The 23121-nt window shown below is 64.9% G+C and carries 19 protein-coding genes; 6 read left to right on the top strand and 13 right to left on the bottom strand.

Annotated elements, in window-relative coordinates; all coding sequences use genetic code 11:
* The first annotated feature begins 25 nt into the window (after positions 1 to 25).
* From AC1DQR_RS04945 to AC1DQR_RS04935, 3 genes are all read left to right on the top strand, one after another.
* The gene (locus AC1DQR_RS04945; RefSeq protein WP_150989621.1) at positions 26 to 1234 is read left to right on the top strand and encodes a D-alanyl-D-alanine carboxypeptidase family protein; all 1209 of its coding nucleotides are present in this window, start codon (positions 26 to 28) and stop codon (positions 1232 to 1234) included.
* Between the two features lie 13 nt (positions 1235 to 1247).
* A complete protein-coding gene (locus AC1DQR_RS04940) occupies positions 1248 to 1553 on the top strand; it encodes a YbeD family protein (protein ID WP_043343278.1) in 306 nt (101 codons plus the stop codon).
* A 271-nt stretch (positions 1554 to 1824) separates the two neighbouring features.
* Entirely contained in the window at positions 1825 to 3018 is a 1194-nt protein-coding gene (locus AC1DQR_RS04935) for a class I SAM-dependent rRNA methyltransferase (protein ID WP_416050347.1), read from the top strand.
* A 325-nt stretch (positions 3019 to 3343) separates the two neighbouring features.
* On the opposite strand, the gene AC1DQR_RS04930 is transcribed toward AC1DQR_RS04935, so the two are convergent.
* Both AC1DQR_RS04930 and sigJ read right to left on the bottom strand, forming a co-directional pair.
* Positions 3344 to 3796: a carboxymuconolactone decarboxylase family protein gene (locus AC1DQR_RS04930; RefSeq protein ID WP_477132627.1), complete on the bottom strand. Its 453-nt coding sequence runs from the start codon at positions 3794 to 3796 to the stop codon at positions 3344 to 3346.
* A 150-nt stretch (positions 3797 to 3946) separates the two neighbouring features.
* The gene (sigJ, locus tag AC1DQR_RS04925; protein WP_416050345.1) at positions 3947 to 4834 is read right to left on the bottom strand and encodes an RNA polymerase sigma factor SigJ; all 888 of its coding nucleotides are present in this window, start codon (positions 4832 to 4834) and stop codon (positions 3947 to 3949) included.
* Positions 4835 to 5124: 290 nt separating this feature from the next.
* On the opposite strand from sigJ, the gene AC1DQR_RS04920 reads away from it, so the two are divergent.
* On the top strand, positions 5125 to 6102 hold the full coding sequence (locus AC1DQR_RS04920; RefSeq protein ID WP_183032018.1) for an NAD(P)H-dependent flavin oxidoreductase: 978 nt from the start codon (positions 5125 to 5127) through the stop codon (positions 6100 to 6102).
* Between the two features lie 47 nt (positions 6103 to 6149).
* Positions 6150 to 6581: a YbaN family protein gene (locus AC1DQR_RS04915; RefSeq protein WP_416050344.1), complete on the top strand. Its 432-nt coding sequence runs from the start codon at positions 6150 to 6152 to the stop codon at positions 6579 to 6581.
* On the opposite strand, the gene AC1DQR_RS04910 is transcribed toward AC1DQR_RS04915, so the two are convergent.
* From AC1DQR_RS04910 to AC1DQR_RS04880, 7 genes are all read right to left on the bottom strand, one after another.
* Positions 6572 to 7822, bottom strand: a complete 1251-nt coding sequence (locus AC1DQR_RS04910; protein ID WP_477132626.1) for a phenylacetate--CoA ligase family protein — start codon at positions 7820 to 7822, stop codon at positions 6572 to 6574. The genes AC1DQR_RS04915 and AC1DQR_RS04910 overlap by 10 nt on opposite strands.
* 153 nt (positions 7823 to 7975) lie before the next feature.
* Positions 7976 to 8791 carry an ABC transporter ATP-binding protein gene (locus AC1DQR_RS04905; protein WP_035875783.1) on the bottom strand — a complete coding sequence of 272 codons (816 nt, stop codon included), beginning with the start codon at positions 8789 to 8791 and terminating at the stop codon, positions 7976 to 7978.
* Between the two features lie 102 nt (positions 8792 to 8893).
* Complete coding sequence (locus tag AC1DQR_RS04900; RefSeq protein ID WP_416050342.1) at positions 8894 to 10228, bottom strand: ABC transporter substrate-binding protein; 1335 nt, start codon at positions 10226 to 10228, stop codon at positions 8894 to 8896.
* A gap of 87 nt (positions 10229 to 10315) precedes the next feature.
* The gene (locus AC1DQR_RS04895) at positions 10316 to 11392 is read right to left on the bottom strand and encodes a branched-chain amino acid ABC transporter permease (RefSeq protein ID WP_174426560.1); all 1077 of its coding nucleotides are present in this window, start codon (positions 11390 to 11392) and stop codon (positions 10316 to 10318) included.
* A 26-nt stretch (positions 11393 to 11418) separates the two neighbouring features.
* Positions 11419 to 12333, bottom strand: a complete 915-nt coding sequence (locus AC1DQR_RS04890; RefSeq protein ID WP_150989598.1) for a branched-chain amino acid ABC transporter permease — start codon at positions 12331 to 12333, stop codon at positions 11419 to 11421.
* A 24-nt stretch (positions 12334 to 12357) separates the two neighbouring features.
* A complete protein-coding gene (locus AC1DQR_RS04885; protein WP_082054781.1) occupies positions 12358 to 13263 on the bottom strand; it encodes an ABC transporter ATP-binding protein in 906 nt (301 codons plus the stop codon).
* A gap of 14 nt (positions 13264 to 13277) precedes the next feature.
* Positions 13278 to 15248 carry an AMP-dependent synthetase/ligase gene (locus AC1DQR_RS04880; protein ID WP_477132625.1) on the bottom strand — a complete coding sequence of 657 codons (1971 nt, stop codon included), beginning with the start codon at positions 15246 to 15248 and terminating at the stop codon, positions 13278 to 13280.
* A gap of 236 nt (positions 15249 to 15484) precedes the next feature.
* Here AC1DQR_RS04880 and AC1DQR_RS04875 point away from each other — a divergent pair, with 236 nt between their 5' ends.
* Positions 15485 to 16153: a Crp/Fnr family transcriptional regulator gene (locus AC1DQR_RS04875; RefSeq protein ID WP_416050340.1), complete on the top strand. Its 669-nt coding sequence runs from the start codon at positions 15485 to 15487 to the stop codon at positions 16151 to 16153.
* Between the two features lie 58 nt (positions 16154 to 16211).
* Here AC1DQR_RS04875 and AC1DQR_RS04870 read toward each other — a convergent pair whose 3' ends face one another.
* The 4 genes from AC1DQR_RS04870 to icmF all read right to left on the bottom strand — a co-directional run bounded on the left by AC1DQR_RS04870 (position 16212) and on the right by icmF (position 22995).
* Positions 16212 to 17756, bottom strand: coding sequence for a methyl-accepting chemotaxis protein (locus AC1DQR_RS04870; protein WP_477132624.1), 1545 nt, complete (start codon positions 17754 to 17756; stop codon positions 16212 to 16214).
* Between the two features lie 457 nt (positions 17757 to 18213).
* Positions 18214 to 19068 (bottom strand): 3-hydroxybutyryl-CoA dehydrogenase, encoded by an 855-nt coding sequence (locus AC1DQR_RS04865; RefSeq protein WP_150989583.1) that lies wholly within the window; start codon positions 19066 to 19068, stop codon positions 18214 to 18216.
* Between the two features lie 72 nt (positions 19069 to 19140).
* A complete protein-coding gene (locus AC1DQR_RS04860; protein ID WP_416050427.1) occupies positions 19141 to 19575 on the bottom strand; it encodes an HIT family protein in 435 nt (144 codons plus the stop codon).
* A 111-nt stretch (positions 19576 to 19686) separates the two neighbouring features.
* Positions 19687 to 22995 carry a fused isobutyryl-CoA mutase/GTPase IcmF gene (gene icmF, locus AC1DQR_RS04855; protein WP_477132623.1) on the bottom strand — a complete coding sequence of 1103 codons (3309 nt, stop codon included), beginning with the start codon at positions 22993 to 22995 and terminating at the stop codon, positions 19687 to 19689.
* Positions 22996 to 23121 lie beyond the last annotated feature (126 nt).

Below are 23121 nucleotides of genomic sequence, written 5' to 3'. Positions count from 1 at the left end.
CCTTTTTTTTGCCGGAAACTGAAACATGTTGAATAGAGCCACGCCGCTTTTCGCGTCCGCCAACACATCCGCCCTGGTCACGGCAGCCATCGTCGGCGCCGCCGTGGTGCTTGCCCCGGCTCCCGTGCGCGCCCAGGGCGTGCCGATGCCGCAGGTGGCGGCCAAGTCCTGGATGCTGTTTGACGTCACCAGCGGCCAGGCCCTGGCTTCGCAGAACGCCGATGTGCGCATCGAGCCGGCTTCGCTGACCAAGCTGATGACCGCCTACCTGGCTTTCTCGGCACTCAAGGAAAAGCGCCTCACGCTGGACCAGACCGTAGTGCCGACCACGATCGTGCAGAAGGTCAAGAGCGACGAATCCCGCATGTTCCTGGAAGCCAACAAGCCGGTCAGCGTGCAGGACCTGCTGCTGGGCCTGATCGTGCAATCGGGCAATGACGCGGCGCTGGCGCTGGCCGAAGCCGTGGGCGGCTCGGAAGAGGGCTTCGTGGCGATGATGAATCGCGAGGCCCAGCGGATGGGCATGAAGAACACCCACTTCAGCAACACCGACGGCATCCCCGATCCGAACCACTACACCACGGCCATGGACCTGGCCACGCTGACCACGCGGATCATCAAGGACTTCCCCGAGTACTACAGCATGTACTCGCAGAAGGAATTCACCTACAACAAGATCCGCCAGCCCAACCGCAACCGCCTGCTCTACATCGACCCCACCGTGGACGGCCTCAAGACCGGCCACACCAAGTCGGCCGGCTATTGCCTGATCTCCTCGGCCAAGCGTCCGCTGGCCAATGTGCCTAACGGTTCGCGCCGCCTGGTCTCGATCGTGATCGGCACCACCACCGAAGCGGTCCGCACGCAGGAAAGCCTGAAGATCCTGAACTACGGCTTCCAGTTCTTCGACACGCTGCGCCTATACGACCGCGGCCAGGTGCTGGCCACGCCCGATATCTACAAGGGCAAGGCATCCACCGTCAAGATCGGCGTCAAGGACGAGACCTACATCACCGTGCCCAAGGGCACGGGCGGGCGCATCAAGCCGGTGCTGGAGCGCCAGGAACTGCTGGTGGCACCGCTCACCGCCGGCCAGCAGGTCGGCACGGTCAAGCTGATGGACGGCGCCACCAAGGTCGCCGAGTTCCCGGTGGTGGCGCTGGAAGACGTGCCCGAGGCCGGCTTCTTCGGCCGCCTGTGGGATACCATCCGCTTGTGGTTCAAGCGCAAGTAAGGAGGGCATTGAAATGAGCGCCGACAATTCCGACCAGGGCAAGCCGGGCGACATCCCGCCGGCCGAGTCGCTGATCGAGTACCCCAGCCATTTCCCCATCAAGGTGATGGGCGGCATGCAGGATGGCTTCGCCGAAGCCATCGTGACGCTGGTGCAAGGCTTCGATCCCGACTTCCACGCCGGCAAGATGGAGATGCGCCCGTCAGCCAAGGGCAACTACCTCGGCCTGACCGTCACGGTATGGGTCACCAGCCGCGAACAGCTCGACGAGCTGTACCGCGCGCTGACGTCGCACCCGATGGTGAAGGTGGTGCTGTAGCCGGTTAAGCGGTGTAGCGGGCCGGCGAGCTTGCCGTCATCCTCCCGCCATGTGCTGCGTGGCTCCCCTCTCCCGCATGGCGGGAGAGGGGAGCGTATCCAATGCTACCGTGCTGGACAAAAACATTGGCTCCGCTTGTTGTGGCTCCTAGCTAAGCCACCCCTCTCCCCGCCCCTCTCCCCCTGAGGGGAGAGGGAGTAACAACAATCAGGCACTTCGGACCGAGTTGGCCTATCTGCTCGGCTTCGTTTGGCGTCTAAAACACAGACTCATGAACACCATCACCCTCAAGCCCGGCAAGGAAAAATCCCTGCTGCGCCGCCACCCCTGGGTCTACGCCACCGGCGTGGATACCGTCGAAGGCCGCTGCGAGCCCGGCAGCACCGTGATCGTGCGCGCCGCCGACGGCCGCTTCCTGGCGCGCGGGGCGTACAGCCCCTCTTCCCAGATTCGCGTGCGGGTGTGGAGCTTCGACGAGAACGAGCCGGTCGATCACGCCATGTTCAAGCGGCGCGTGTCCGCCGCCCTCGCGCATCGCAAGCAGTGGGTGAAAGACAGCGACGCCGTGCGCCTGATCTTCGGTGAATCCGACCGCCTGCCGGGCCTGATCGTCGACTACTACGCCAGCGGCGCCAACGGCCAGCTGGTGTGCCAGTTCAACGCGGCCGGGGTCGAAGCCTGGAAGGACGCGCTGGTGCAGGCGCTGGTCAAGGAAACCGGCTGCCCGAACGTGTACGAGCGCTCCGACGCCGCCGTGCGCGAGCGCGAAGGCTTGCCGCTGGTGACCGGCGTGCTGGCCGGCGCCGAGCCCGACCCCGAACTCAGCGTGACCGAGCACGGCGTGCGCTACTACGTGGACGTGAAGAGCGGCCACAAGACCGGCTTCTATGTCGACCAGCGCGACAACCGCAAGCTGGTAGGCGATCTGGCCAATGGCCGCGAAGTGCTCAACTGCTTCTGCTACACCGGCGGCTTCTCGCTGGCGGCGCTGCGCGGCGGCGCCACCTCGGTGACCTCGATCGACTCCTCCGGCGAGGCGCTCAAGACCGCCGCGGGCAACGTCACCCTCAACGGCTTCGACCCCGAGCGCGCGACCTGGCTCGACGCCGATGTGTTCAAGTCGCTGCGCCAGTTCCGCGCCGACGGCCGCCAGTTCGACCTGATCGTGCTGGACCCGCCCAAGTTCGCGCCGTCGGCCCAGCACATCGACCGCGCCGCGCGCGCCTACAAGGAGATCAACCTGGTCGGCCTGCAGTTGCTGCGCCCGGGTGGCCTGCTGTTCACCTACTCATGCTCCGGCGCGATCAGCATGGAGCTGTTCCAGAAGATCGTGGCGGGCGCGGCCACCGATGCCCGCGCCGATGCGCGCATCCTGCGACGCCTCTCGGCCGGCACCGATCACCCGATGCTGGCGGCCTTCCCCGAAGGCGAGTACCTCAAGGGCCTGTTGCTGGAAAAGATCTGAAACGGGTCTGAACCCGAAGCGACAGGCCAGGAAGAGACGGCGCCCCGGGGCGCCGTTTTTTCGTGGGCACGCCGCGCTTGCGGCCGTCATCCCGTCTTCACGCGAGCGCCTTCAGTCCGTCATAAACGCCGCCTATAGTCCGCTGTGCGGATGCGGCATTGGCAGGTGCCCTCCCGCCTCTTCCTATCAGTCTTCGTGGTAGTTGCCCCGCGGCGTAGCGGGGTTTTTTTTGTTCGCCGTTCCGCCCGGGGAGGTCTACAGGGTGCGCGGTGAAGGCAAGGACGACACGCGCGAGCTGCGGGCTGGCGCTATGCCTTTTTGCGCGTCATGCCTTTTCCGGGATCGGGTTGCGAAAGCTCACATTGAGCAGGTTCCACGCGTTGATCGTGACAATGGCAAAGCCAAGCTCGGCGATCTCTTCATCGGAAAAGTGCGCGCGCAAAGCGGCAAACTCCTCGTCGCTCGCGTCGCTGTGCGGCGTGGCGGTGACGATCTCCGCCCAGCGCAATGCCGCGCGCTCGCGCCCGCTGAAGAACGGCGCTTCGCGCCAGCCGGCAACGGCGTTGAGATGGCGCGGATCCACCTCCTGGCGGATCAGGTCGCGCCAGTGCATGTCGATGCAGAAGCCGCAGCCGTTGATTTGCGACACGCGCAGGAATACCAGGTCGACAAGGCGCTTGCCGAGCAAGCCATTCTGGATGATGGCGGACAGGTCAAGCAGCGCCTTGAAGGACTTGGGAGCGCGCTGGAAGTACGGGAGACGGATGGTGTGGGTCATGGCTTGGCCTTTTGGCGCGGGCTCGTGAGATCCGGTGAGATCGGGTGAAATCCGGTGAGATCTCGCGGGACCGCTTGCGTTGCGAAGGCCGCCCCTTGCGGCCCCCATGCAGTCAAGACGCGGGGGCCCAGGCGTTTGTGACAGCGCACCTCAAGAAAGTGGAGGAACGCCCGCCAGCTTGTCCGGATTGCGCACCGAGTAGATCGCGGCAATGCGCTCGCCGTCGATCAGGAAAGCCTGCGCGGACTCAAGCTGCCCGTCCACGTAGCGCAGCAATCCCGGCTCGCCGTTGATCCAGGCGAAGCGGTAGACCTGCGCGTCGCCATGGCGCTGGGCCATATGCCGGTACAGCCGGGCAATGTTGTCCGCGCCATGCACCACCTTGACGAACGAAGTCACCTTGCCGCCGCCATCGCCGATGATCTGCACGTCATCGGCCAGCACCGCCTTGATGGCCTCCATCTCGCCGCTGCGCGCGGCCAGCATGAAGGTTTCCAGCAAGCGCCGATGCGTGTCTTTGGGCACGTCAAAGCGCGGGCGCTGCTGCTGCACGCGCTCTGAGGCCCGGTGCACCATCTGCCGGCAGGCAGCCTCGCTCTTGCCGAGCAGCGCCGCGATCTCGGCATAGTCGTGATCGAACACCTGCCGCAGCAGGAAGGCCGCGCGTTCGTCGGCGGACAAGCGCTCCAGCACCCACAGGAAGGCCACCGACAGCTCGCTCGCCATCTCGGCCGCGGCCTCCGGTGTGCGCTCGTCCAGTTCCACCAGCGGCTCGGGCAGCCACCACCCCACATAGGCTTCGCGCTCGGCCTTGGCCGCGCGCAGGCGGTCGATGGCCAGCCGCGTGACCACCGTGACCAGCCAGGCCTCGGCCGACGCCAGCGCGGCGTGGTCCGCGCGGTCCCAGCGCAGCCAGGCATCCTGGAGCACGTCCTCGGCGTCCGCCCGGGTGCCAAGCATGCGGTAAGCGATGGAAAACAGGCGCGGACGCAATGTGGCAAAAATCTCGGGGTCGGCGGGCAAGGCGCTGGAACGCATGATCGGGGCAATAATGGTCCGGTGGTTGATATGGATACAAGACGCGGCGGCCAGCCGTTTTGTGACAGCGCCGGCCACGAAATGCATGCCGCCATGTTACTTGCTGCCGGTGCGGGTTCCGGCGCAGACTCGGCCCAAGGACTGTCCCCGCAGCTTGCCTCGGTGGATGGCCCCCGGTAGACAGCCCCTTCTAACGCCCGTCTAACGCCCGCCAGCCGAAACTCCCTATAATCGAACGATCGTTCATATCCAGGGCGCCACCGGCGCCCGTTCGTGGTCCAGGAGACGCCATGCCCGCCGCCAAACAATTGCCCCAGGTCCTGCAAAACCTGGCGCTGCCCGTGATTTCCTCGCCGATGTTCATCGTCAGCTACCCCGAGCTGGTGCTGGCGCAGTGCAAGGCCGGCATCGTCGGCTCCTTCCCCGCGCTGAACGCGCGCCCTGCCGAGATGCTGGGCGACTGGCTCACCCAGATGGAAGACGATCTCGCCGCCTTCCGCGCCGCCAACCCGGGCAAGCCGGTCGGGCCGATCGCCGTCAACCAGATCGTGCACACCTCCAATGTGCGCCTGGAGCACGACATCAAGGTGTGCGTGGACCACAAGGTGCCCATCTTCATCACCTCGCTGCGCGCGCCGCCCAAGGAGATGATCGACGCCGTGCACAGCTATGGCGGCATCGTGCTGCACGATGTGATCAGCATCCGCCACGCCGAAAAGGCGATCGAGGCGGGCGTGGACGGGCTGATCCTGGTGGCGGCTGGCGCCGGCGGCCATGCCGGCACGCTGTCGCCGTTCGCGCTGGTGGGCGAAGTGCGCAAGATCTTCGACGGCGTGATCGCACTGTCGGGCTCGATTGCCACCGGCGAATCCGTGCTGGCCGCGCAGGCCATGGGCGCGGACTTCGCTTACGTCGGCACCCGCTTCATTGCCTCGCAGGAAGCCCATGCCAGCGAGTCCTACAAGCAGTCGATCACCACTTCCGCCGCGGCCGACATCATCTACACCAACCTGTTTACCGGCGTGCACGGCAACTACATCCGCGAGAGCATCGAGGCCTCGGGGCTGGATCCCGCCAACCTGCCGCAGGCGGACAAGACCAAGATGGATTTTTCCAGCGGCGCCTCCAAGGCCAAGGCATGGAAGGACGTCTGGGGCGCCGGCCAGGGCGTGGGCCAGATCCACGACATCCCCACCGCCGGCGAAATCGTGGCGCGCATGAAGGCCGAGTACAACGACGCACGCGCCCGCCTGGGGCTCGCGGTCTGAGCGCGTTGCCGGCCGCTACGCCCATCCGTCCCGCCCCACCCCCCGCCGTGCGCAGCCGCAGGCAACGCGCGCTGCGCGGGCTGTGGGTGGCGCTCGGCGTGCTCAGCCTGCTGTTGGGCATCGTCGGCATCTTCCTGCCAGTGCTGCCGACCACGCCCTTCGTCTTGCTGGCCGCCGCGTGTTTCGCGCGCGGCTCGGAGCGCTTCCATGCGCGGCTGATTGCGCATCCGCGCTTCGGCCCGCTGGTGCGTGACTGGCAGGCCCACCGCAGCATTCCCTTGCGCGCCAAGCAGTTGGCCATCGGCATGATGTGGCTGTCGATGGGCACCACCGCATGGCTGATGCGCGAGCGAGCGCTGGCTTCGCTGACGCTGGTCGCCATCGCCACGGCCGTCAGCGCGTGGCTGCTGTGGCTGCCGACGCGGCCCGCCGGCGGCCATGCGGCTGCGCCCCCCGGCCGCGACCGCGCTCAGTCGTAACGCCGCGCGTCCTCGATCACCTTGCCATCCTGCGGCAACGAGCCCGCTGCCACGAAGCACACCTCGCCGCGCAGGCGCATCACCTCGCGCAGCGATTCGCCAATGGCCTGTGCCAGTGCCGCATCGCCGCGCGCGGCGTCGCAATGCAGCGTCATCACGTCGGCACCCACGCTGCCCGTCACCACAAGGCGCGCGGCGCGCACCTCGGGATGGCGCCGCACCACCTCGCCCACCTGCCCGGGATGCACGAACATGCCCTTGACCTTGGTGGTCTGGTCGGCGCGGCCCAGCCAGCCCTTGAGCCGCTGGTTGGTGCGCCCGCACGGGCTGGCGCGCTCGTCCGAGCCTGCCACGAACGCCGACAGGTCCCCCGTGCCGAAGCGAATCAGCGGATAGTCGCCATTGCCCAGCACCGTGACCACCACCTCGCCGGTCTCGCCGTCAGGCATGGGCTGCGTGCCGCCCGGCTCGACGATCTCCACCAGCACATTCTCGTCCACCACCCAGCCGTCGCCGCCCTGCGTCTCGTAGGCGATCAGGCCCACGTCGGCGCTGCCGTACATTTGCTGCACGCGGATGCCGCGCTCGGTGAACCAGGCCCGCAGCGATGGCGGCAATGCCTCGCCAGACACCAGCGCCTTCGTCAGGCCCTGGCAGGGCAAGCCGAGCTCGTCGCCCTTCTCCAGCAGCAGCTTGAGAAAGGATGGCGTGCCCGCGTAGGCCGCCGGCTGCAGGCTCGCCATCGCCTGCACCTGCGATTCGGTCTGTCCCACGCCCGCCGGAAATACACAGCAACCCAGCCGATGGGCGCCGCTTTCCATCATCATGCCGGCCGGCGTGAAGTGGTAGGAGAAGGTGTTGTAGACGAGATCGCCCGAGCGGAATCCCGCGGCGAACATCGCGCGCGCGATCCGCCACCAGTCTGCGCCATGCCCGTCGGGCTCGTGGATCGGGCCGGGCGACTGGAAGATGTGGCGCAGGCCGCCGAGCGGCGTCGCATTCAGCCCGCCCAGCGGCGGCATGGTCTTCTGCCGCGCCGTCAGCTCGGACTTGCGCGTCACCGGCAGCGCCGCCAACGCGGCGCGTGAGTCCAGCGCGCGCGGATCCACGTCGCGCAGCACCTCCGCAAAATAAGGCGCATGCGCCTTGGCATGCGCAACCTGGCGCGACAATGCGTCCAGCAAGGCCAGCGTGCGGACGGCCGGGGCGCGCGTTTCAAGCGAATCGAAGTAGTCAGGCATGGTGCGTAGTTCGCGTAGGTAGTCGCGTGATGAACCGTACTGTTTAGAGCCGGACACGCATCGAGAAGAGCGAAGAAGCCGTGGCGAGTGGCCCGAGGCGGAGTTGAAGAGCGCAGTCGCGCACGGTTCGCACGGCAGGCTTGTTCGCGCTTCTCAGGCGAGCCAGCGCTTGCGCCGGCGATAGCTCTTTACGTCGCGGAAGGAGCTTCTCCCGCCGCCCTCTCCGTCATTCGCGGCGACGCCCAGGTAGAACTCCTTCACATCCTCATTCGTGCGCAACGCCTCGGCCGCGCCATCCATCACCACGCGGCCGTTCTCCAGGATGTAGCCGTAGTCCGCATAGCGCAGCGCCACCATGGTGTTCTGCTCGGCCAGCAGGAAGCTGACCTTCTCGCGCTGGTTCAGGTCGCGCACGATCTCGAAGATCTCCTCCACGATCTGCGGCGCCAGCCCCATCGATGGCTCATCGAGCAGGATCATGCTGGGCTTGGCCATCATGGCCCGGCCGATCGCGCACATCTGCTGCTCGCCGCCCGAGGTGTAGCCCGCCTGCGACTTGCGGCGCGTCTTCAGGCGTGGGAAGTAGTCGTAGATGCGCTCCAGCGCATCGCGTGTTTCGCTGCGCGACAATCCGCGCGTATAGGCGCCGGTCAGCAGGTTTTCCTCCAGCGTCAGGTGGGCGAAGCAATGCCGCCCCTCCATCACCTGGATCACCCCGCGCTTGACCAGCTCGTTGGGCGTGAGCCGGTCGACCCGGTTGCCGCGGTACTCGATCGAGCCCTTGGTGACATCGCCACGCTCGGCATGCAGCAGGTTGGAGATGGCCTTGAGCGTGGTGGTCTTGCCCGCGCCGTTGGCGCCCAGCAGCGCCACGATCCGCCCCTCGGGCACGTCGAGGGAAACGCCCTTGAGCACCAGGATGACGTGGTCGTAGATGACTTCGATATTGTTGACGGACAACAGGCTCATGGTGCGGCTCGGTTGGTGGTTCCTGGCTGGCTTCATCTCCGCCCGCCCGCATGCGGGCGAGCGGAGTCGACAACAATCAACAAACGCCTTGCAGCGCCCGGATCAAGACTTCATGCAGGCAGGCGAGATGCCCTTCTCTTTCGCGAACTGCGCGGCACTCGCCTTGAACAGCGGATGGATCAGGTTCTTGTTGCCTTCGATCCAGTCCGACACCACGACCCACTTGGTGCCATCCCACTGCTGGATCTTCACCTTGCCCGAGCCTTCGTGGTTGTCGCAGCTGGTCTTGATCTCCGGCAGCAAGCCCGTGGCGCCCAGCTGCTGCAGGCGCGCATTGTTCACGTTCAGGTTCTCGAATGCCCAGCGCATGTCTTCGCCGCTCATGACCTTGCCCTTGCCGTACTTGGCCTGCGCCACGCGGATCGCTTCCACCGTCACCACGGCCGCGGACACGCCACGGTTGTAGAGCACCGAGCCAACCTTGTTGCGGTCCTGCATATTGCCCTTGCCGGCGCCGTAGACCACCTTGTCGATATCGGCGATCAGCGGCACGCCCTTGCCCGCCACGTTCCAGGTTGCGCTCATATAGCCCTTGGCGGCATCGCCGGCAGGCACGGTGTCTTCTTCCGAACCTGCCCACCACGAGCCAATCATCTTGTCGCGTGCGAAGCCCACCTTTTGCGCCGCCTTGAGCGCGGTCTGGTTCATCACGCCCCAGCCCCAGAAGATCACGTAGTCAGGATTCTCCTGGCGGATCTTCAGCCACTGCGCGCCCTGCTCGTTGCCGGGGTGCGCCACCGGGATCTCGACCAGGTTGAACTTGCCGAGCTTGGCTTCGGCTTCCAGCGCCACGATCGGCTCCTTGCCATAGGCGGAGTCGTGATACAGGTAGACGATCTTCTTGCCGGCCAGCGAGCCGCCGTTCTTGCCCGCCAGGAACTTGACGATGGCCGAGACCTGCATCTGGTAGGTGGTGACCAGCGGGAAGGCATAGGGGAAGACCGAACCGTCGACCGCATCGGTGCGGCCATAGCCCATCATCACCAGCGGCACCTTGTCAGCCGCGGTCTTGTCCACCAGCGCGTAGGAGATGCCGGTCGACATGGTGTGGTACGCGGTGCCCTTGCTGACGGGGCTCTTGCCCTTGAGCCGCTCGTAGCACTCCACACCCTTGGCGTTGTTGTACTCCGTCTCGCACTCTTCCCACGACAGCTTGACGCCGTTCACGCCGCCGTCCTTGAGGTTGACGTAGTTCAGGTAGTCGACGAAGCCGCCATAAAAGGACTGTCCGTTGGCGCCATACGGGCCGACGCGATAGCTGGGCAGCGCGACGAACTGCTCGCCGCTTTGCGCCTGCACCGCCAGCGGCGCCAGCAGCGCGGCCGACGCCCCCATCGCCAGGGCTATGCGCTGCAGATTGCGAATCAGGATGGTCATGACAGTCTCCTTCACCTTGGCAGGTGTGTTTGTTATGGAATACCCGTTTCTCTTGTTCCGAACCAAAAAACGTCAATGCGATGAGACTCAATGGGGGAATGGCCAGAGCCGGAGCTTCTCCTTCGCGATCTGCCACAGCCGTGCCAGGCCATGCGGCTCCACCACCAGGAAGAAGATGATCAGCCCGCCGAACACCATCAACTGGATATGCGACACGGCGGCATTGGTAAAGGGCAGGTGCAGCAGCGCGGCCAGCGGCGGCAGCGCGATGTCCAGGAAGATCGGCAGCAACAGGATGAAGGCCGCGCCCAGGAACGAGCCGAGGATGCTGCCCACGCCGCCGATGATGATCATGAACAGCACGCGGAAGGAAAGGTCGAGCGAAAAACCGTCCGGCTCGACCGAGCCCAGGTAGCAGAACGCATAGAGCGCGCCCGCCACGCCGCAGTAGAACGAGCTGACGGCAAAGGCCAGCAGCTTGGTGCGCATCAGCGGAATGCCGATCACTTCCGCCGCCACGTCCATGTCGCGCACCGACATCCAGGCGCGCCCGGTGGAGGAGCGCACCAGGTTCTTGGCCACGATGGCCAGCACCGTCACCAGCATCAGCACGAAGAGGTACTTCTTCACCGGTGTATCGATGGCGATGCCGAACAGGTTCAACTGCTGCGCGGTGATCACGCCCGATGAGCTGTTGTTGGAGAACCAGGGAAACTTGGTCAGCGCCCACACCACGAAGAACTGCGCTGCCAGCGTCGCCACCGCTAGGTAGAAGCCCTTGATGCGCAGCGACGGCAGGCCAAACGCCACGCCCACCATCGCCGCCGATAAGCCGGCGAGGATAAAGGTCAGCAGCACCGGCAGGCCCTCGATGCGCAACTGGAAGTTGTAGGCCGCGTAAGCGCCCACCGCCATGAAGGCCGCGGTGCCAAGCGAGAGCTGCCCCGCGTAGCCCGTGAGGATATTGAGCCCGAGCGCGGCCAGCGCGAAGATCAGGAACGGGATCAGGATGGCCGAGAACCAGTACTCCGAACCCAGCAGCGGGATCGCCACGAAGGCCACCGCCATCAGCACCGCAAAGCCGATGCGGTCCTGGCGGATGGGGAAGATCTGGCTGTCGGCAACGTAGGTGGTCTTGAACTGGCCGGATTCACGGTAGAACATGTTTTCTCTCCTGAGGCGCGGGCCGGTCAGACACGATCGATGTGTTTCTCACCGAACAGCCCCTCGGGCCGCACCAGCAGGAACAACAGCGCAAACACATAGGGGAACCAGCCTTCGATGCCACCGAAGTTGCCGCCGAACGCGGACTGGAACACGGGCGGGATATAGATCTCGGCCAGCTTCTCCGAAGCCCCGATGATCAGCCCGCCGACGATGGCGCCGGGCACCGAGGTAAAGCCGCCCAGGATCAGCACCGGCAACGCCTTCAACGCGGTCAGCGTCAGCGCGAACTGCACGCCATTGCGCGAGCCCCACAGCATGCCCGCCACCAGCGCCACGAAGCCCGCCACGCCCCAGACAATGGCCCAGATATGCTGCAGCGGAATCCCCAGCGACAGCGCGGCCTGGTGATCGTCCGCCACCGCGCGCAATGCACGGCCCACCTTGGTGTACTGGAAGAACAGCGCCAGCGTGCCCACCAGGACGGCGGCGATGCCCGCCGCTGCCAGGTCGAACTTGGATACCACGATATTGAAGCGCGTCAGGATGGCTTCAATGGGCTCGTCGACGATGCCGAGGTTGATCGGGCGCACTTCATTGCCGAACAACAACGGCCCCAGCCCCTCGAGGAAGAAGGACAGCCCGATGGTGGCCATGAACAGCGTGATGGGTGGCTGGTTCACCAGCTTGCGCAGCACCAGCCGTTCGGTGCTGATGCCGACCACCACCATCACGCCAAATGCGCCGATCACGGCCGCCCACATTGGCAGGCCCTTGTCCATCAGCCCCACCACCGCCAGCGCGGCAAAGTACACCATCGCGCCCTGCGCGAAGTTGAACACGCCCGATGCCTTGTAGATCAGCACGAACCCGAGCGCCACCAGCGAGTACATCAACCCCGACAATAAGCCGCCGATCAGGATTTCAAAGAAGAACGTCATGGTTGTCCTTGTCTTGCAGCTGCATCAGTGACCAGCGCCAAGATAAGCGCGAATCACATCCGGGTTGGCCTTCACCGCTTCCGGCGTGCCGTCGCCGATCTTCTTGCCGTAGTCCAGCACCACCACGCGGTCGGAGATGTCCATCACCACGCCCATGTCGTGCTCGATCAGCACGATGGTGGTACCGAACTGATGGTTCACGTCCAGGATGAAGCGGCACATGTCCTGCTTTTCTTCCACGTTCATGCCGGCCATCGGCTCGTCGAGCAGCAGCATCGAAGGCTCTGCCGCCAGCGCGCGTGCCAGCTCCACGCGCTTTTGCAAGCCGTAGGGCAGGCGCCCCACCGGCGTCTTGCGGATCGCCTGGATCTCGAGGAAATCGATCACCTCCTCGACCTTGCGCCGGTGCTGCATTTCCTCGTTGCGCGCCGGGCCCCACCACAGCGCGTTGGCCAGCAGGCCGCTGCGGAACCTGGTGTTGCGCCCGGTCATGATGTTGTCGAGCACGGTCATGCCCTTGAACAGTGCGATATTCTGGAAAGTGCGCGCGATGCCCTGGCGCGCCGCGGCGGTGGGATGCATCTTGCGCCGTTCCTCGCCACGAAACACGATGCGCCCTTGCTGCGGGTGGTAAACCCCGTTGATCACATTGAGCATCGAGCTCTTGCCCGCGCCGTTGGGGCCGATGATGGCGCGGATCTCATGCTCGCGCACGTCAAACGAGATATCGGTCAGCGCCTTCACGCCGCCGAAGGCCAGCGAAATATTCTGCAGGTCGAGTATCACGTCGCCGGCCTGGCGCACCTGCGCATGCTCCATCTGAACCCCGCCGAGCGCTTGTGCTGTTGCCCCTGCCCCCGCGGACGCGCCGCTCCACGCCGGCTGGCCATCGCCGCCGCGCCCCACGCCTTGCCATGCCATTTGCGTCATCCTCTCGCCCCTGCTCATGCTGCGCGCTTCGCACCGGCGCTGGCCGGGGGGAAGCGCTTTACATCGACCAGCTTCAACGTGGCCGAGACGCTGCCTTCACGCCCGTCCTCGAACTTCACGCGCGTCTCGATGAACTGCTCCGGCTTGCCGGCGTACAGCGCTTCGATCAGCGACGCGTATTTCTCGGCGATATAGCCACGGCGCACCTTGCGCGTGCGGGTGAGCTCATCGTCGTCCGGATCGAGTTCCTTGTGCAGGATCAGGAAGCGCGAAACCTGCGAGCCAGCCAGCATGGCATCGGCGGCAAGGTCGGCATTCACCTGCTCGACGCACTCGCCGATCATGGCGATCACCTCTGGCTGCGCCGCCAGGTCGATGTAGCCCGCATAGGCCAGGTGGCGCCGCTCGGCCCAGTTGCCCACGGCATCGAAATCGATGTTGATGAACGCGCAGACGCTGTCGCGGCCGGTGCCGAACGCCACCGCCTCCTTGATATAGGGGAAGAACTTGAGCTTGTTCTCGATGTACTTGGGCGCGAACATGGCGCCGTCGGACAGCTTGCCCACGTCCTTCGCGCGATCGATGATCTTGAGGTGGCCATCGGCGTCGATCACGCCGGCGTCGCCGGTCATGAAATAGCCTTGGTCGTTGATCGCCTCGCGGGTGGCATCGTCGCGCTTGTAGTAGGCCTTCAACAAGCCCACGCCACGCACCAGCACTTCGCCGTTCTCGGCAATGCGGATCTCCATGCCCGGCGCGGCGGGCCCTACCGAATCGAACTTGACCTTGCCGTCCGGCTGCAGGCAGACATAGGCGCAGGTTTCGGTCTGGCCATAGAACTGCTTGAGGTTGACACCGATGGAGCGATAGAAGCGGAACAGGTCCGGGCCAATCGCCTCGCCCGCCGTGTAGCCCACGCGGATGCGGCTCATGCCGAGCACATTGCGCAGCGGCCCGAAGATCAGCGCCTCGCCGGCCACGTAGCGCAGGCGATCGGCCAGCGGCACCGGATTGCCGTCGAGGATGTCGGTGCCGCAGCGGCGCGCCACGCCCATGGCCCAGTGAAAGAGCTTGCGCTTGATCCAGCCCGCGTCTTCCATGCGGATCATCACCTGCGTGAGCAGGTTTTCATAGATGCGCGGTGGCGCGAAGTAATAGGTGGGGCCGATCTCGCGCAGGTCGGTCATCACCGTCTCACGCGATTCCGGGCAGTTCACGGTGAAGCCCGCCACCATGGCCTGCGCGTACGAGAACAGGTTGTCGCCCACCCATGCCATCGGCAGGTAGGACAGCACATCGTCACTTGCGGTCAGGCCATCGAACGCGCAGCCGTTGCGCGCCGCGCCGATCAGGCCGCGATGCGAGTGGCACACGCCCTTGGGCTTGCCGGTGGTGCCGGAGGTGTAGAGGATGATGGCGGTATCGTCAGGCTCACCCGCGGCAACGGCCGCATCGAAGTAGCCTGGATTGGCGCGATCGAACTCGCGGCCGATTTCCTGCAGGCGCTGGTAAGACATCAACGCCGGATGATCGTAGTCGCGCAGCCCGCGCGGGTCCTCATAAATGATGTGACGCACCCTGCGGCCCTGCGCGGCTAGCTGTTCCTCCACCTCCAGCAGCTTGTCCACCTGCTCCTGGTCCTCCACGATGGCGAAGTCGATCTCGGCATCGTTCAGCACATAGATCATCTCGCCGGCAATGGCATCCTGGTAGAGCGGCACCGGCACGCCGCCCATGGACTGCGCCGCGCTCATGGCCCAGTACAGGCGCGGCCGGTTGTCGCCGACCACCGCCAGGTTCATGCCGCGGGCAAAGCCCAGGGCCGCCAGACCGCACGCGAGCGCGCGCACCTCCTGCGCGGTCTGCGCCCAGCTATAGGTTTGCCAGATCCCGAGATCCTTCTCACGGTAAGCCGGGCTTTCCGGCCGCTGCTGCGCATGCGCGAGCAACAAGCGCGGGAAGGTCGTCGCCGACGGTTCCTGCATGGATGTCTCCTGTCCCTCCGGCGCGGGGGTCCGCCACCGGTGCCAAGCCTGCTGCCGCTGGTTATACTTGGCCTGTTTTGCCCGGCGGTGTTTGTGCCGCGACGCAACAAGCCCGCCGCGCCTGTCCTGGCGCGCATTCGCGGTTCGTGGTGATCGTAAGATAGTCCATGCCATTTCCCCCGGTTGTCACGCCGATGACAATTCCGGGTTAATCCCTACGGGAAGGTTCCCAGGTCATGCTCAACGATTTCGTCGACCGCTGCGTGTGGGCAGCCGACCTCAGCGAAGAACAACGCGACATCGTCCGCCGCGCCATGTGCGTGCGCGAATATAGCCAGGGCGACTATGTCTGCCATAAAGGCGATATGGCGGAACACTGGCTGGGTGTGCTGGAAGGGATCGTCAAGATCACTACCGTATCGCCGTCCGGCAAGTCGGTCACATTCACCGGCGTGCCTACGGGGGGCTGGTTTGGCGAAGGCGCCGTGCTCAAGGGTGAAATCCGCAAATACGATGTGATGGCGCTGCGGCGCTCGCGCATTGCGTTCCTGCCGCGCGAGACTTTTCAGTGGTTGCTGGATACCAGCTTGCCGTTCACGCGGTTCCTGCTGACGCAGTTCAATGAGCGGCTGGGACAGTTCATTGCCGCCGTGGAATACGAGCGGCTGCTAGATATCGATTCGCGTGTGGCGCGCGCCGTGTCGTCGCTGTTCAATCAACACCTGTACCCTGGCCTGGGAACCACGCTGGAGATTTCGCAGGAAGAAATCGGACTGCTGGCGGGCATATCGCGGCAGCGGGCCAACCAGGCGCTGAAGGTGCTGGAGCAACAGGGACTGGTGAAGGTCGACTATGGCGTGATCGAGGTATTGGACCTGGAAGGGCTGCGGCAGTACGGCGAGTAGGGCCGCCACGCCCCTCGCAGCCACCTTGCGGCATAGCCCGATGCGGCGTGGCGCGCGGTCAACGGAATACGCTGACCGCTTCCACCAGCCGGTTGGCCTGTTGTTTCAGGCTCTGTGCGGCGGCCGCGCTCTGCTCCACCAGCGCCGCGTTTTGCTGGGTGATGCGGTCGAGGTCGCCGATGGCATCGCCAACCTGGCTGATGCCCGCGCTCTGCTCGGACGTAGCCAGGCTGATCTCGGCGATCAGGTCGGAGACGCGCCTGACCTGGGCCACGATGTTGTCCATGGTCTGGCCGGCGTCGTTGACCAGTTGCGCGCCCGAGTCGACCTTTTCCACGCTGGCGCCGATCAGCGCCTTGATCTCCTTGGCCGCGCTGGCGCTGCGCTGCGCGAGCCCGCGCACCTCGCCGGCCACCACCGCAAAGCCCCTGCCCTGTTCCCCGGCCCGCGCGGCTTCCACCGCGGCATTCAGCGCAAGGATATTGGTCTGGAAGGCGATGCCGTCGATCACGCTGATGATGTCGCCGATCCGCTTCGAGCTGCTGCTGATTTCCTCCATGGTCGCCACCACCTGCGACATCGCCTTGCCGCCCTTGGCCGCCTCGGTACTGGCGGAGCCGGACAACTCGTTTGCCTGCGCCGCGGTCTCGGCATTGCTCTTGACCGTGGCCGTCATCTGCGTCATCGACGACGCCGTATCCTGTACGTTGGATGCCGCCTGCTCGGTACGCACGCTCAGGTCGCTATTGCCCTGCGCGATCTCGCCGCTTGCGCCTTGCACGTTCAGCACCTGCTCGCTCACATCGTCGATCAGCCAGCGGAACATCAGGCCAAGCTGGCTGATCGTGCGCAGCGTCATGCCGATCTCGTCCACGCGGTCCATATGTTCGACCTGCTGGCTTTCGCCGGACGCCACGCGCAGGGCCTGTGCCATGACCCGCTCCAACGGCCGCGAGATCTGCGCCTCCAGCCAGCCGGAGACCAGCAGCAACATGGCGGCGACGATGCCGCCCAGGCCGGCCAGCGGCATCCCGCTCATGCCGAGCGCCGCGGCACCAATGACCGAGGCCGGCAGCAAGGTTGCCAGGGCACTGCGGATGCGCCAGCGCACCGGCATGGTCTTGAAGGCCGACGCCCACCGCTTCCAGCTGCCCTGAATGATCAGACCCTTGTGAAAACGCCGTTGGCCCGCACTACCCTCGCGAAAGTCCTGGTAGAGCTGCCCGGCGGCGTCAATCTCCTCGCGCGAGGGCTTGGTGCGCACCGACATGTACCCCACCGGCTTGCCATTGCGCACTAGCGGCATGGCATTGGCGCGTACCCAGTAATGGTCGCCGTCCTTGCGCCGGTTCTTCACCAGCGCTGTCCAGGGCTGGCCGCTCTTGAGCGTGGCCCACATATCGGCGAAGGCCTCGGCCGGCATATCCGGGTGCCGCACGATATTGTGGGGCTGGCCCTGGATTTCCTCACGTGTGAAACCGCTGACATCGACGAAGGCCGCGTTGGCATAGGCAATGCGGCTTTCGGTGTCAGTGGTCGACATCAGCGTCGCATTCTCAGGCAGTTCGTATTCGCGCTGCGAGACGGGTTGGTTGTTGCGCATAAAGATTCCCCATCGGTTTTCCAAAGCACGCGCGACGCACAGGCAGTGCCACGACTGCGGCGGCGCGTAGTGCATATCAGCGTTTACGGAAATGTCTATACAAATCTTTAGCGATTAGGGATAAATAAGGCATTCATCTGGCTCTTTACCTTGATCGAAATGGATTTCACCTGGCATTTGTCGGATTTTTCGTTACCACAAGCTTGACAATATTTTTTAATACGATCGTTCTATTAAATGGAAATTGATATCGATTCTTATTTAAAAATTCAGGCAGACAGCAAATAGCCGGGAGCTGCAAGAGGCAGTTTTCATTGATCGCGACAGGCTGGAGAACCCCGCAGGCCGGGGCGTTCCGGGAACAAAAAAAGCTGGCGACGGATCGCTCCGTTGCCAGCTTTCTTGGCTCCCCCCGCCTTTGGGGAAGGCGGACTTTCAGCCTTTTACTGCTTCAATGTCACTTGCTGTAGACGTACACACCGCGGCCCGTCTTGCGGCCGAGATAGCCCGCCGCCACCATTTCGCGCATCAGCATGGCCGGGCGGTATTTCGGGTCGGCAAATTCGGTGTACAGCACCTCCATCACCGCCAGCATCGTATCCAGGCCGATCATGTCAGCCAGCGCCAGCGGGCCGATCGGGTGGTTGCAACCCAGCTTCATGCCTTCGTCGATTTCTTCCGGCGACGCCAGGCCTTCGCCCAGTACGCAGAACGCCTCGTTGATCATCGGGCAGAGAATCCGGTTGACCACGAAGCCCGGGTTGTTCTTCACGGTGATCGGGTACTTGCCGAGGTTCTTCGACAGTTCTTCCACCAGCGCGTGCGTGGCATCGCTGGTCTGCAGGCCGCGGATCAGCTCCACCAGGGCCATCATCGGCACCGGGTTGAAGAAGTGCATGCCGATGAAGTTGCCCGGGCGGCTGGTGACGGCGGCCAGCTTGGTGATCGAGATCGACGAGGTGTTSGACGCSACGATCACGTTGTCGCCGACGATGCTGTCGATCTGCTTGAGGATCTTGACCTTGAGGTCGAAGTTCTCGGTAGCGGCTTCGATCACGATGTCGGCGGCCTTGAGCGCATCATAGGACGTGGAGCCCTTGATGCGCGCGAGTGCGGCGTCCTTGTCGGCTTCGCTGATCTTGTCTTTCTTGATCAGGCGATCCAGGCTGCTGCCGACGGTGGCGATGCCTTTGTTCACCGCTGCGTCGCTGATGTCCACCATCACCACGTCCAGGCCCACCACGGCGCACGCTTGCGCGATGCCGTTGCCCATGGTGCCGGCGCCTACGATGCCCACTGTCCTGATTCCCATCTTGTCTTCCTTGTTGCTGGTTGCTTGATTCTGGCGTGGCGCGCTGCAGTCACGGCGCACCAATGTATCTGGTCAGGCTTCGCGCAGCGCGGCAATGATGCGCTCGGCGTGCTGGCTGAGGATTTCCGGATCCTGCATGTCGCTGCCGTGGCCGCGCAGGGTGCGCTCGGCGTAGCGCGGCACGATGTGGAAATGCACGTGCGGCACGGTCTGGCCCGCAGCGGCGCCGTTGAACTGGCCGATCGAGATGCCGTCCGGCGAGAAGGCGGCGCGCACCGCGCGGGCGACGCGCTTGGTGGTGCGGATGGCGGCTTCGGCGCCAGCGTCGGAAAGGTCGAACAACTCGGCGGCGGGTTCCTTGGTCACGACCAGCACGTGGCCATCCGACTGCGGCATGATGTCCATGAAGGCCATGGTGTCGGCGTCTTCATACACCTTGTTGCAAGGCAATTCGCCACGCAGGATGCGGGCGAAGATATTGTTGGGATCGTACACGGTACTCCTGATTGGTCTTGGTCTTGATCTTCGCTGGCGCTCGCTGCCAGCAAGGCGACGCGGCTGGCGCAAACGCCAAGTTTAACGCAGGGACCTCGCACGAGACAGCCCCTGGCGGACGGATCACATATTGCGGCGGTACTGGCCTCCTACCTCGAACAATGCATGCGTGACCTGCCCGAGCGAGCACACGCGCACCGCATCCATCAGCACCGCAAACACATTGTCGTTGTCGATCACAGCCTGGCGCAGCCGCTGCAGCATGGCCGGCGCCGCATCCGCATGACGGGCGTGGAAGTCCGCCAGCCGCGCAAGTTGTCCCTGCTTCTCCTCTTCGCTGGAACGCGCCAGTTCGAGCGATGGCGGCGTAGCGTCGCCATTGGGATTGCGGAACGTATTGACGCCGATGATGGGCAGCGTGCCGTCATGCTTGCGCTGCTCGTAGTACAGCGACTCATCCTGGATCTTGCCTCGCTGGTAGCCCGTCTCCATCGCGCCGAGCACACCGCCGCGCTCGGCGATGCGCTCGAACTCCTGCATCACCGCGTCTTCCACCAGGTCGGTCAGCTCATCGATCAGGAAGCTGCCCTGGTTGGGGTTCTCGCATTTGGCCACGCCCCACTCGCGGTTGATGATGAGCTGGATCGCCAGCGCGCGGCGCACCGACTCGCCGGTGGGCGTCGTGATGGCTTCGTCGTACGCGTTGGTGTGCAGCGAATTGCAGTTGTCGTAGATGGCGATCAGCGCCTGCAGCGTGGTGCGGATATCGTTGAAGTCGATCTCCTGCGCGTGCAGCGAGCGCCCGGAAGTCTGGATGTGGTACTTGAGCTTCTGGCTGCGTTCATTGGCGCCGTACTTGTCGCGCAGCGTCACCGCCCAGATGCGGCGCGCCACGCGGCCCAGCACGCTGTATTCCGGGTCCATGCCGTTGGAGAAGAAGAACGACAGGTTGGGCGCGAAGTCATCGATATGCATGCCGCGCGCCAGGTACGCCTCCACATAGGTGAAGCCGTTGGACAGCGTGAACGCCAGTTGCGAGATCGGGTTCGCTCCCGCCTCCGCGATGTGATAGCCGGAGATCGACACCGAGTAGAAATTGCGCACCTGGTGATGGACAAAGTACGCCTGGATATCGCCCATCACCTTGAGCGAGAACTCGGTCGAGAAGATGCAGGTGTTCTGGCCCTGGTCTTCCTTGAGGATGTCGGCCTGCACCGTGCCGCGCACGTTCTGCAGCACCCACGCGCGGATCTTGGCTTCCTCGCCGGCGGTGGGCTCTCGGTTGTTGTCGGCGCGGAACTTGTCGAGCTGCTGGTCGATGGCGGTGTTCATGAACATCGCCAGGATGGTGGGCGCGGGCCCGTTGATGGTCATCGACACCGAGGTCGACGGGCTGGTGAGATCGAAGCCGTCGTACAGCACCTTCATGTCGTCGAGCGTGGCGATCGACACACCCGAGTTGCCGACCTTGCCGTAGATGTCCGGGCGGGTGTGCGGGTCCTCGCCGTACAGCGTGACCGAATCGAAGGCGGTGGACAGGCGCTTGGCATCCAGGCCCTCGGAGACCAGCTTGAAGCGGCGGTTGGTGCGAAAGGCATCGCCCTCGCCGGCAAACATGCGGGTGGGGTCTTCGTTCTCGCGCTTGAAGGCGAACACACCGGCGGTGTAAGGGAAGCTGCCAGGCACGTTCTCGCACAGCAGCCACTTGAGCACTTCGCCATCGTCCTCGAAGCGCGGCAGCACCACCTTGCGCACCGTGGTGCCGGACAAGGTCGTGGTGGTGAGCGCGGTACGGATTTCCTTGTCGCGGATCTTCACCACGTATTCGTCGCCGCTGTAAGCCTTGCGCATCTCCGGCCACATCGCCAGCAGCTTGCGCTCCTGTGCGCCGAGCGCGGCGTCGCGCTCGGCGGCGAGCGCCTGCAGCGCTTCGCCCTGGTCCTCTTGACCGGAGGCCGCCAGCAGCATGCGGCGCGCCTCGCGCAGTTGCTGGCGCTCGCGCGCCAGCCGGCTCTGCGCGTCCACGCGGCGATGATAAGCGCGCACCGTGTCGGCGATCTCGGCCAGATAGCGGTTGCGCGCCGGCGGGACGATCACGTTCTGGCCGGTGGAGACGCGTCCGCTCAACTGCGGCAGCACGCCGGCCGGCGCACACATGCCGCGCGCGCACAGCGCTTCGCGCAGGCCCTGGTAGAGCATGGTCACGCCGTCGTCGTTAAAGCGCGACGCCTGGGTGCCGTACACCGGCATCTCCTCGGGCTTGGCATGCCACTGCTCGCGGTTGCGCTGCACCTGCTTGGCCACGTCGCGCCACGCGTCCTGCGCGCCCTTGCGGTCGAACTTGTTGATGGCGACAAAATCCGCGAAGTCCAGCATGTCGATCTTCTCGAGCTGGCTGGCCGCGCCGAACTCGGGTGTCATSACGTAGAGCGACAGGTCCACGTGCGCAACGATGGCCGCGTCTCCCTGCCCGATGCCCGAGGTCTCGACGATGATCAGGTCGAAGCCGGCCACCTTGCAGGCCGCCAGCACATCGGGCAGCGCCCGCGAGATCTCCGAGCCGGCCTCGCGCGTGGCCATCGAGCGCATGAAGATGTGCGGATCGTTGATCGCGTTCATGCGGATGCGGTCGCCCAGCAGCGCGCCGCCGGACTTGCGGCGCGACGGGTCGATCGAGATCACCGCGATGGATAGCGCATCGCGCTGGTCCAGCCGGATGCGGCGGATCAGCTCATCGGTCAGCGAGGATTTGCCCGCGCCGCCCGTGCCGGTGATGCCGAGCACGGGCGTCTTCACCTTGGCCGCCTCGGCGCGCAGGGCGTCGGCCAGCGCGGGATCCGCCTTGCCGTTTTCCAGTGCCGTGATCAGCTGCGCGAGCGCGCGGCGGTCGCCGCCTTTCATCGCATCGAGCGTGGTGGGGGCATAGCGCGCCAGGTCGATATCGCAGCGCTGCACCATGTCGGCGATCATCCCCGCCAGGCCCAGGCGCTGGCCGTCCTCCGGGCTGAAGATCCGTGCCACGCCGTAGGCTTGCAACTCGCGGATCTCGTCCGCCACGATCACGCCGCCGCCGCCGCCGAACAACTGGATATGCTCGCCGCCGCGCTGGCGCAGCAGGTCCACCATGTACTTGAAATACTCGACGTGGCCGCCCTGGTAACTGGAGATGGCGATGCCCTGCACGTCTTCCTGCAAGGCCGCGCTGACCACCTCTTCCACTGAGCGGTTATGCCCGAGATGGATCACCTCGCAGCCCGAGGACTGCAGGATGCGCCGCATGATGTTGATGGAAGCGTCGTGGCCGTCGAACAGCGAGGCCGCGGTGACAAAGCGCACCTTGTTGACGGGCCCTTTCGGTCCCTGCGCCTGATGGGGAGCACCCGGTTGAGCGCCGGGTTGAGCGCCCTTCTGCACATCGGAAAGATCGGTCATTGTCTCCACCATGTTCGGTGTTCTGGCTGGTCGCATGACGTCCATGGCTGCCGCTCTGGAGGCGGCTCGGATCTGACACGCGAGCGGTCTGGCTGGTGCCGGCGCAACGGCTTGATTATATGACGT

The organism is Cupriavidus sp. 05L411 (genome assembly GCF_056398045.1).
This window is presented reverse-complemented; position numbering and strand designations above follow the sequence as displayed.